The 9789-nt window shown below is 66.1% G+C and carries 9 protein-coding genes and 1 pseudogene; 5 read left to right on the top strand and 5 right to left on the bottom strand.

The window, feature by feature from the left end; all coding sequences use genetic code 11:
- Window positions 1–250: 250 nt before the first annotated feature.
- Together ABZZ74_RS50850 and ABZZ74_RS50845 are read left to right on the top strand one after the other, a co-directional pair.
- Window positions 251–1072 carry a hypothetical protein gene (locus ABZZ74_RS50850; protein WP_356950936.1) on the top strand — a complete coding sequence of 274 codons (822 nt, stop codon included), beginning with the start codon at window positions 251–253 and terminating at the stop codon, window positions 1070–1072.
- Window positions 1069–1947: an IS1634 family transposase gene (locus ABZZ74_RS50845; RefSeq protein WP_356950935.1), complete on the top strand. Its 879-nt coding sequence runs from the start codon at window positions 1069–1071 to the stop codon at window positions 1945–1947. The genes ABZZ74_RS50850 and ABZZ74_RS50845 overlap by 4 nt, the downstream gene beginning before the upstream one ends.
- A gap of 159 nt (window positions 1948–2106) precedes the next feature.
- On the opposite strand, the gene ABZZ74_RS50840 is transcribed toward ABZZ74_RS50845, so the two are convergent.
- The gene (locus ABZZ74_RS50840; RefSeq protein WP_356950934.1) at window positions 2107–2442 is read right to left on the bottom strand and encodes a hypothetical protein; all 336 of its coding nucleotides are present in this window, start codon (window positions 2440–2442) and stop codon (window positions 2107–2109) included.
- Between the two features lie 28 nt (window positions 2443–2470).
- Between ABZZ74_RS50840 and ABZZ74_RS50835 the strand changes: the two genes are divergently transcribed.
- The 3 genes and pseudogenes from ABZZ74_RS50835 to ABZZ74_RS50825 form a co-directional block, all read left to right on the top strand.
- Window positions 2471–3541, top strand: coding sequence for an ISL3 family transposase (locus ABZZ74_RS50835; RefSeq protein ID WP_356950933.1), 1071 nt, complete (start codon window positions 2471–2473; stop codon window positions 3539–3541).
- The gene (locus tag ABZZ74_RS50830; RefSeq protein ID WP_356950932.1) at window positions 3538–4500 is read left to right on the top strand and encodes a transposase; all 963 of its coding nucleotides are present in this window, start codon (window positions 3538–3540) and stop codon (window positions 4498–4500) included. Before ABZZ74_RS50835 ends, ABZZ74_RS50830 begins: the two co-directional genes overlap by 4 nt.
- A 178-nt stretch (window positions 4501–4678) precedes the next feature.
- Window positions 4679–5418 (top strand): annotated as a pseudogene (locus tag ABZZ74_RS50825) (transposase family protein); the annotation flags it as partial.
- Window positions 5419–5489: 71 nt separating this feature from the next.
- On the opposite strand, the gene ABZZ74_RS50820 reads toward ABZZ74_RS50825, so the two are convergent.
- The 4 genes from ABZZ74_RS50820 to ABZZ74_RS50805 all read right to left on the bottom strand — a co-directional run bounded on the left by ABZZ74_RS50820 (window position 5490) and on the right by ABZZ74_RS50805 (window position 8885).
- A complete protein-coding gene (locus ABZZ74_RS50820; RefSeq protein WP_356950931.1) occupies window positions 5490–6260 on the bottom strand; it encodes an ABC transporter ATP-binding protein in 771 nt (256 codons plus the stop codon).
- A 33-nt stretch (window positions 6261–6293) separates the two neighbouring features.
- A complete protein-coding gene (locus tag ABZZ74_RS50815) occupies window positions 6294–7076 on the bottom strand; it encodes an ABC transporter permease (protein ID WP_356950930.1) in 783 nt (260 codons plus the stop codon).
- A 4-nt stretch (window positions 7077–7080) separates the two neighbouring features.
- Window positions 7081–7830, bottom strand: coding sequence for an ABC transporter permease subunit (locus tag ABZZ74_RS50810; protein WP_356950938.1), 750 nt, complete (start codon window positions 7828–7830; stop codon window positions 7081–7083).
- 104 nt (window positions 7831–7934) lie between these two features.
- Complete coding sequence (locus ABZZ74_RS50805) at window positions 7935–8885, bottom strand: ABC transporter substrate-binding protein (RefSeq protein WP_356950937.1); 951 nt, start codon at window positions 8883–8885, stop codon at window positions 7935–7937.
- Window positions 8886–9789 lie beyond the last annotated feature (904 nt).

Raw genomic sequence — 9789 nt, 5'->3', positions numbered from 1 at the left:
CGTTGGCGGTGACGCCGATCCGCCCTGGCGGCGCATCGGCTTTCCCTGCCCTGCTCCGCAGGAGTCCGTTTCCTCCCCCGCCTGAAGGCGGGAGTCCTGAGTTCCGCAGTTCGTAGGCACGTACGGGTCCGTCGATCGGTGTCTGCGCAGGTCACGGTGTTGCGGTGTATGCACGGCGCGTGAAACGTGTGGGCACACGCCTGCTCGATGAGGCATTGATCTTCTTGCTGTGATCGTCGATGCTGTGGGCATGTACTTGCGGACCACCCAGCGGAGGAACAAGAACGGCACGACGGTCCGCTATGTCCAACTCGCGCACAACCGGCGGGTCAACGGCACCACGCAGGCCGAGGTGGTGCACAACTTCGGCCGCGAGGACCACCTCGACGCCGACGGCCTGCGCCGTCTGGTCGCCTCGATCAACCGCTACCTCGGCGAGGACGGCGCTGACGCCACGGCCCCGGCGGCCGGCGGCGGCCTGGAGGTGACCGGCTCGCGCCCGCTCGGGGCGGTCTGGCTTCTTGAGGGCCTGTGGCGGCAGTTGGAGATCGACCAGGCCCTGAAGAAGATCCTCGGAGCACGTCGGTTCCGCACCGACGTCGAGCGCGTGCTGTTCGCGCTGGCCGCCAACCGCGCCATCGCTCCGGCCTCGAAGCTGTCGGCGGCCGAGTGGGCCGGCCGCGACGCGGTGATACCGGGCCTTCAGACGATGGACGAGGACCAGGCATACCGGGCGATGGACCTGCTGGTGGAGGCCGACGCCCAGGCCGAGGTCCAGGAAGCGGTGTTCTTCGCGGTCGCCAACCTCCTCAACCTCGAAGTCGACCTGCTGTTCTTCGACACCACGAACACCTACTTCGAACGCGACGAGCCCGACGCGGGTGAGGCCCCGTTCCGCGCCTACGGCAAGAGCAAGGACCATCGAGACGACCTGCCGCAGATCACGATCGGACTGGCTGTCACCAAAGAGGGCGTCCCGGTCCGGTGTTGGTGCTGGCCCGGCGGGACCAGCGACCAGGCGATCCTTCCGCAGGTCAAGGACGACATGCGCGACTGGAAACTGGGCGCGTGATCACCGTGGTCGACCGCGGCTTCTCCTCCGCGGACAATCTCGCCTACCTCACCCGCGCCGGCGGCCACTACATCGCCGGGATGCGCATGCGCGACGGAGGCGACCCGGCCGAGGCCGCGCTCGCCCGGCAGGGCCGCTACCAGACCGTCCGCGACAACCTGCGCGTCAAGGAAGTCAAGCTCGACCAGGCCCCGGGCCGGCGCTTCGTCATCTGCCACAACCCCGCCCAGGAGGAACGCGACCGCCGCCACCGCGAGGAGGCCATCAAGCGGATCGAAGCCGAACTGGAGCGGATCCGTGCCCAGCGTGAACGCGACGCCAAACGCGCGGCCACACCCAAGGCGCGCGAACGGGCGGAGGCGGCCCACGTGCGTGCCGAGTGCGCGCTGATCGAACATCCCACCTTGAAGCGGTGGTTGAGAACCTCGAAGAACGGGCGGCTGGCCATCGACCGCGCCAAGGTCAAGGCCGAGGAGCGTCTCGACGGCAAGTACCTGCTGACCAGCTCCGATCCGCACCTGACCGCCGAGGAGATCGCGGTCGGCTACAAGGCGCTCCTGGAAGCCGAGCGCGGATTTCGTGATCTCAAAACGGTGCTGGAGCTGCGGCCGGTCTTCCACCGTCTCGAACACCGCATCCGCGCCCACGTGTTGCTGTGCTGGCTCGCGCTGCTGCTGATCCGCGTCGCGGAACGCCGCACCGGACAGACCTGGAACCGGATCAGCACCGAACTCGGCCGCGTGCACGAGGTCACCCTGACCGGCGACGCCGGACAGATCACCCAGACCACCCCGCTCACCAGCCAGCAGGCCACCCTCTACCGCGACTGCGGCATCAAACCGCCGCCACGGATCACCGCCGCAGCCCCCGCCTGACCAGCCACAACGCGTCCACGTGGGCACACGCCTACGCGGGCGCTATCCCGACGTTTCCGCAGCTCAACCCCTGTTTTCGACTCATCCGCATGCCCACCAACTGCGGAACTCAGGGGAGTATCCACGGAGGAATCCCGATGAAGGTCTACTCGCCCGAGTTCAAGGCGGACGCTGTCGCGCTGTAGCTCCGTACGTCGCGGGTAGCTCGTTCAGGTTTCTGGCCAGCGGGGATGCGTTGGTTCCAGGCCGAGGAGGTCGAGGAGATGGAGCTGCGTCGGTGGTGATCTCGGTGTGCAGGCAGCCGGTGACGCGGCGGGTTTTGGCGATCACGCCGATGCGGGCGGCGGTCTTATGGGCGGTGTTGTCGTAGCGGCCGCCGGCGCCGCGCTGCAGCTTGTCGAGTTCGTCCCGGGCCTTGGCCAGGCGTTTGTCCCGGGCCCGCTGCTGGCCTTTGGCGTTGCCGGTGGAGTGCACCAGGATCCGGCGGACTTCCACCCGCGGGTGTGATTGCAGCGTGCTCTCGGTGGCCTTCCCCCGTCTGGCGTCGGTGATGGTGGAACAGGTCCTGGTCGACGAGGGCGGGGTGGTGCTCACGGCGCGTACGGCGACCCGGGAGGCTGCCTGCCCCGGGTGCGGCACGCTGTCTGGCCGTCTCCACGGCGGGTATCAGCGACGGCTGGCCGACCTGGCGGTGGCCGGGCAGAAGGTCGTGATCGACCTGGCGGTGCGGCGGTTTGTGTGCCAGGCGGCGCCGTGCGCACGCCGTACGTTCGTCGAGCAGATAGACGGGCTCACCGAGCGGTTCGCGCGCCGCACTCCCGCACTCCGTCGGACGTTGGAGCGGATAGCACTCGCGCTCGCGGGACGTCCGGCGGCCCGGCTGGCCGCGCACCTGTCGATCCCCGTCAGCGCGAACTCGCTGATCAGGATGGTGCGCAGGCTCCCGGACAAACAGTCCTCGGTCGCCCCGCGAGTGATGGGTGTGGATGATTTCGCGTTCAAGAAGGGACACGTGTACGGCACGATCATCTTGGATGTGGAGACCGGTGAGCGTGTGGACGTGTTGCCCGACCGCACCTCCGAGACGCTCTCCGCGTGGCTGCGCGCCCACCCCGGCGCCGAGATCGTGTGCAGAGACCGGGCCAGCGCCTACGCCGAAGCAGTCCGCACCGTCTGCCCCGACGCCACGCAGGTCGCGGACAGGTACCACCTCTGGAAGAACCTGTGCGAAGCCGTCGAGAAGTGCGTCGCCCAGCACCGCACGTGCCTCACCGGGCCCGCCGAGGACACGAGCACCGACAACCCCGCCGCCGTGAAGGCCGGCCCGGCCGCCGACGACGTACCAGAAGAGCCCGTGGAAGGGCCGCGCGCGATCAAGCGACGCCAGCGCCATGGCGCGGTGCATGCTCTGTACGACAAGGGTGTGCAGATCGAGGTGATCGCCAAGACCCTCGGGCTCGACCGCAAGACCGTCCGCCGCTACGCGCACGCCGCCAATCCCGAGGAGGCACCTGCGTCTGTCCTGGCCGACCGTGATGGACGCCTTCCGCGCCGTCGCACACGAGGTCATCGACGCCCCCGCTGCCCGAGGTGAAGGTGCTGGGCATCGACGAGACCCGGCGCGGACGGCCGCGCTGGGAACAGGACCCCGCCACGGCGCTCGGCACCGGCGGCCTGCTCGGCCAGGTCGAGGGCCCTACCGTCGCCGATGTGCTCGCCTGGCTCGCTGTCACCCCGCTGACCTGGAGAAAGAGCATCGAGTACGTGGCCATCGACATGTCGGCCACCTACCGCGCCGCCGTCCGCACCGGTCTCCCGCAGGCCACCGTCGTGGTCGATCACTTCCACGTCGTCCAGCTCGCCAACAAGATGCTGTCCATGGTCCGGCGCCGCACCACCGCCGAGATGCGCGGCCGACGCGGACGCGCCAGTGACCCGGAATGGAAAGCCAGGCGGCGCCTGCTGCGCAACCGCGAGGACCTCACCGACGAGCAGTTCGCCACCATGTGGAACACGCTGCTGGGCGAGGGGGCGATCGGCCAGACCCTGCTGACGGCATGGATCGCCAAGGAGAACCTGCGCAACCTCCTCGCCCTGCCGAAAACCGGCGCCGACCGCCACCAAGTCGGCCACGCCCGCTGGAAGTTCCTCACGTGGTGCGCGGACTCCGACATCCCCGAGGTGCGGCAGCTCGCCGTCACCGTCAACCGCTGGTGGGCCGAGATCGCCGCATTCATCGACACCGGGCACAGCAACGCCAAGAGCGAAGGCATCAACCGCGTGATCAAGCTCGTCGCCCGCAACGCGTTCGGCCTTGCCTTCGCAATGCCGACAACCAACGGCTACGGACACGCTGCGTCACCACCCGCCGGGCCCGCGGACACCTCCGCACCGCTCAACTTTGAAGACCCGGGCAAGCCGCCTCCCGGACCGCGAAGGCCAGCGCGGCATCGTCCACCACGACCTCCTCGACCACTACAGACGACAGATGGCCAAAGACCGCCGAGAACACGCTGCAATCACACGAATGGCCATCCTTCCAGCCGCCTGTGACTACCCGTCACCGGACCACAACAAGTGGATCAGAGCCGCTTGTCATGGCCGCCGTCAAGCGTTTGCCTGGATCGCCCGGGCCTGGGCTGGTTGATCATGCTGGCGTGCCCCGGAAACAGGTGAACACGGCACCGGTGGATCATGGGGTTCTCTACGCTTCATGATCCACGAGGGTGCCGTGTTCGTTCCTCCATCATCCCCTGGCACCGCTCCTGCCTCTGCGGCACCCCGCCTGGAAGCCCTCGGCCCGGGTGATACGCGGGACCAAGTCCGCGGCCTGGTAGCCCAGTTCGCGTCGGTCACCGATCCTCGCGGGGCGTGCGGGGTGCGGTATCGAGTCTCGTCGCTGCTGGCCCTGGTGGCCTGCGCGATGACCCCGGCGGGCCATGACTCCATCACCGCGGCAGCGGAGTGGTGCAGGCGCGCCGCCCCCGAGGAACTGGCCGCCTTGGGCCTGCCCTACCACCCCGGATCCCGAGCGAGAAGACGTTGCGCACCGCCCTGGGTTGCTTGGATCCCGGCGAGGCCAGTAGGCCGGCTACGACCACCTGCGGCCCCTGCTGTCCACCCGGCCCTGCCCGCCGGGGCCGCTCATGCCCGACGGTGGCATCGAGCGGGAACAGCGCCGTGCTCACCGGGCAGCCGCCCACGCCGAACCGGTGCGCTCCCGGCGCCGGGCCATCGCGGTGGACGGCAAATGCCTGCGCGGCGCGAAACGCCCGGACAGCAGCCAGGTCTTCGTGCTCTGCGCCGTCCGGCACGGCGACGGCATCACCCTCGCCTCCCGCGAGATCGGCGCGAAGACCAACGAAATACCCGCGTTCGCAACCCCAGCCCGACCAGATCGACGGTGCCGGCCTCGCCGGGGCCGTCGTCACCGCCGACGCCCTCCACGCCCAACGCGACCACGCCGCCTACGAACTACCGGTAGGTAACCATCGCCAGACAGGTGAAGCACGGACAAACCATATGAAGCGGCGAAGAGCCGTTCAGACACGTGAGGCGTGCTGAATCTGCTGGTAGAGGTGGGCGCGTAGATCGGTGAAATTCCCAAGGGAGCGGGTGTGCAGCTGGTCACGTTCATGAGGCAGGTCGATGGGGACGTCCATCTGCACGACCGTCGGTGCCCCGGAGAGAACGATCACTCGCTGGCTGAGGTAGACCGCCTCGTCAATGTCATGAGTGATGAACAGGACCGTGACCCCCAACGTGCTCCACAGATGCCGGACGAGGTCTTCCAGCTCCCCTCGGGTCTGAGCATCGACAGAGGCAAAGGGTTCGTCCATGAGCAGCAGTTTCGGTTGGAAGGCCACGGCGCGGGCGATGGCGACACGCTGTTGCATGCCTCCTGAGAGCTGCCAGGGGTAAGCTCTGTGGGTATCGCTCGACAGACCGACGGCCTGCAGCGCGGCGTCGACCCGCTCGCGCTCCAACCTCTTGCCTAGCTTCTCTCGACGCAACGGCAGCGCTACGTTGTCTCGGACGTTCATCCAGGCGAACAGGGAGCGGCTGTACTCCTGGAAGACCATCCCGATACCGGGTGGAGGCTCGAGGACCGGGTGACCTTCCAAGGAAACCGTGCCACGAGTGGGACGCAGCAGCCCGGCTATGCATTTGAGCAGTGTCGTCTTGCCGCAGCCGGACGGACCAATCAGGCTCACCAGTTCTCCATCACGGACGTCGAAGGTGATGCTCCGCAGTGCCTCCACTTCACGAGTTCGGTCACGATACGTTTTCTGCAGGTCTCGCACCTTGAGCAACGACGCCTCCGTCATGTGCGACCGGGCGGGCGGTCAGGAAATCCGTTGGTTGCGGCGCAGGCCGAAGTGCCAGGCCAACAGCCTTTTTTCCAACAAAGCGAAGAGGAAGGAGAGAAGGAAACCGAGCATGCCCAGCAGGAGGATGCCGCTCCACATCTCCGGGATGGCGAAGGAACGTTGGAATTCCACGATGGTGAACCCGAGACCATTGCTCGCCGCGAACATCTCGCTGATAACCATGACGATGATTCCGATGGCCAACGACTGGCGCATACCAGTGGCGATCCGTGGGCTGGCCGAACGCAGAACCAAATGTCGCAGGCGGGCCGACCCGTCGACGCAGTAGCACCGGCAGGTGTCGCTCAGCACCTCGTCGACAGAGCGCACACCCTCGACAGTGTTGAGGAGGATCGGCCAGAAGCAGCCAAATGCGATCACAAGGACCTTCATCGTGTCACCGATGCCAGCAAACAGCATGATCACCGGTACGAGTACCGGCGGCGGGATGGCTCGGAAAAGTTCAAGGACCGGCTCCAGGACCTCACGTACGAGGCGGCTCATCCCGATCAGCAGGCCCAGTCCAACGCCAGCCGCCGTCGCAAGGAGGTAGCCGGAAGCGAGTCTGAGAAGGCTCGGCGCGACATCCGAGCGCAGCCGAGCGGGCGTCCACACCTCCCGAAAGCTGTGCAGGATGGTGGACAACGGGGGGAAGTAGAAGTCGGAACTGTGGGCGGAGCCGAACCACCAGGCGGTGAACAGCACCGCGGGCAACCCCAGAAGAAGGACGATCCGGCGGACCGCAATGAGAAGCCTCATTGACCTACACCTTTACCCGTACGGACTGGTGCCAGCGCAGCGCCCACCGCTCAACCGAACACATCACCAGGTTGAGCGCGGCTCCAAGCAGCCCGGTGAACAGGACCAGGGCGTAAACCTGCGGCACCGCGCCGGAGACTTGTGCGACGGCTAGCCGGTGGCCAAGGCCGGGTGAGCCAATGATGAGTTCGGCAGTGACAGCAAGGATCAGTGCCACACTTGCGGCCAGTCGCACGCCGGTCATCACGTACGGCAGACCGCTGGGCCACAGCACATACCGTATGCGCGTCCGCCTACGCAGCAGGAAGCTGCGGGCCACGTCATTCGCGACCGGGTCGACGTCCTCCAAACCCGCGAGAACCTGAATGAGTATCTGCCAGAAAGCCGCGTACACAATGAGCAGTAACGTTGACCTCACGTCCGCGCCATAGAGCACGACAGCCAGCGGTATCAGCGCGACGGAAGGGATCGGGCGCAGGAAATCGATAGTGGACGCGGTCACCGCCCGGAGAAGGGGAACGGAGCCGATGACCACGCCAACCGCGACCCCTGCCACAACAGCGATGGCCAACCCCAGGCTCCAACCCGTAAGTGTGTCACCGACATCCGTCCAGAAGGCCTTCTGCCTGAACATACGCCACAGAACAGAGCCCGTCTCCGAGGCCGGCGGCAGGTACGCGGCAGAAACCAGTCCGGTGCGCGACAGCACCTGCAGCAGCCCCGCCAGTGCGAGCAGCCCCGCCACTCCACGCAGCGGGGCCGCCAAAAAGCTGGTACGACGGACCGGAACGCGACCGGAGGCGAAGTGGGCGCCACTTCGTGCCTGCTCAACCGCCTCGGAGGTGGCTATCGGAGGCATCACGAGAAAAGAGCCGTGAGATCAGGCTTCTTGCCATCGAAGATGCCGTCCTTCTCCCCCAGTGAGGCGAGCCTCCTCACTGAGGCCATGTTGATCTTCGTCGGCCAGCGCGGCAGTGTCAGCCTCTCAATGACGCGATCGTTGATCTGCGTGTAGGTGGGGATGATCCCGCGAACCTCGTCGGAGTGACTGGAGGCATACTGCGAGGCCTCGGTCATCGCCAGGGTGAAACTCTTCACCAGAGCAGGTTTCTCCTGGATCTCCCTGGTCGACGTGAAGTATGTCGCCGCCGAGAGATCCGGGTAAGTCGCCACGAACGGCCATGCCACGATGCGAGCACCCTGCATTTTGGCGATCGTCATCGTCGGCTCGCCCATCTCCGCTGCGTCCACCTGGCCTTTGGCCAACGCAGCCGGCATCTGGTCGAACGGCATTTCAACGAACCTCAGCTTGGACGGGTCACCTCCGTCCTTGCGCACCGCCTCGCGCACCGAGGTGTCCATGATGTTGCGCAGGGTGTTCACCGCCACGGTGTGCCCAGAGAGCCCCCTTGCCGATCTGATCGGGCTGTCCTTCCTGACCGCAACTCCGTGGCAGTCCGCTCCCCACTTTCCGGTGGAGGAGACGCCGTTGAGCAGGGCCTTGATCGGCATTCCCTTAGACTGGGCAATCATCAACGAGGTGACGTTGCTGTACCCGATCTGCAGTTGCCCGCTGACAACTCCCGGCACGATGGCCGCACCGCCCTGCGCAGGAACCATGTCCAGGCTGATCCCACGCCGATGGAAGAAGCCCTTCTTCACGCCCAGGTACAGCGGAGCCACATCGACGATCGGCACGATTCCTATCTTAATCAACGCCGCTCCGCCGCGTTGCGACGACGATACGCCGCTGGCCGTGGAGGCCGATCTCTGGCACCCGGGTAAAGTCGCCGCTGCCGCTGCCGCCAATGGCAGCGCAAGCAGACGCCGCCGTGTGGGTCGACCGTCGGATAGCGAAGGTTGCTCGTCCTGAAGCATGTAAACACCTATCGAATCAATGAAACGGCAGATGAGCCAAGGTGAGATTCCGCAGGGGCCAGCCTGATGACGACCGCTGCCGCTCCTCGGGATGGTCTCCCGATCACCTGAGCGGAATTCGGAATATCCAGAAGCGCCCCGGCAAAGTGTGTACAAGAAAGAGCCTGCACTCCACGGAGGACAAGGGCCAGAGTCAAATGACCCTTGAGAGAGGGTCACTCCTGATCGAGCACGTTCCTCAGCCAACGACTCTGCCGCCCGCCCATCCTTGCCGAGGGCCCTCTGCCATCAAGGGCGCTCTCAAAAATGCGCATGAGTACTGGTGGGGCGCCGGCGAGGTGCCTGATCAGCAGGCTCTTTTCCCACGGCCCCCAGCATGAACGACGCATGGGACTTGTCATCGCACGTCGCTCTCCAGTGACTACTCCGTGAGTGCAGCGACAGGTTTCCTGCCATGGATGTCCGCGTATCAACGTTCGCGGACCACCAGGGCTTTGCTATGTCACGCGGACATGAGATCTGCCCATGGCGGCCGGTCTTCTGATCGTCCGAGATCGGCAAGCTTGGCGACGTGAGGACCCTCGCCGCCTGGGTGCCGGCGTGCGTGATGAGCGTCTTCTCCGGCGACAATTCCAACTTGAGGTCGTCACGCAGGAGTTGCGTCAGGCGCTTCTTGATTTCCTCAGCCTCTGCCTTTGGTCCGGCGAACCCGAGCACGGTGTCGTAGCATTGACTTCCGCTCCCCGGGCTTCTCAGGTTGAATCGGTGATGTCCGGGCTGCGGTGACGGGTCGTGATCCCTGCGGTACGACGGCCTCATGCGGTATGCGCAAGGG

The organism is Streptomyces sp. NPDC006476 (assembly GCF_040612015.1).
GTDB lineage: Bacteria > Actinomycetota > Actinomycetes > Streptomycetales > Streptomycetaceae > Streptomyces > Streptomyces griseorubiginosus_B.
The sequence above is the reverse complement of the archived record's forward strand: the minus strand, read 5'-3'. Positions and strand labels throughout refer to the sequence as shown.

Bases quoted from the DNA above. Each gene is read 5' to 3' on its own strand.
- ABZZ74_RS50850 (WP_356950936.1), top strand. From the start codon at position 251: ATGTACTTGCGGACCACCCAGCGGAGGAACAAGAACGGCACGACGGTC.
- ABZZ74_RS50815 (WP_356950930.1), bottom strand. From the start codon at position 7,076: ATGAGGCTTCTCATTGCGGTCCGCCGGATCGTCCTTCTTCTGGGGTTG.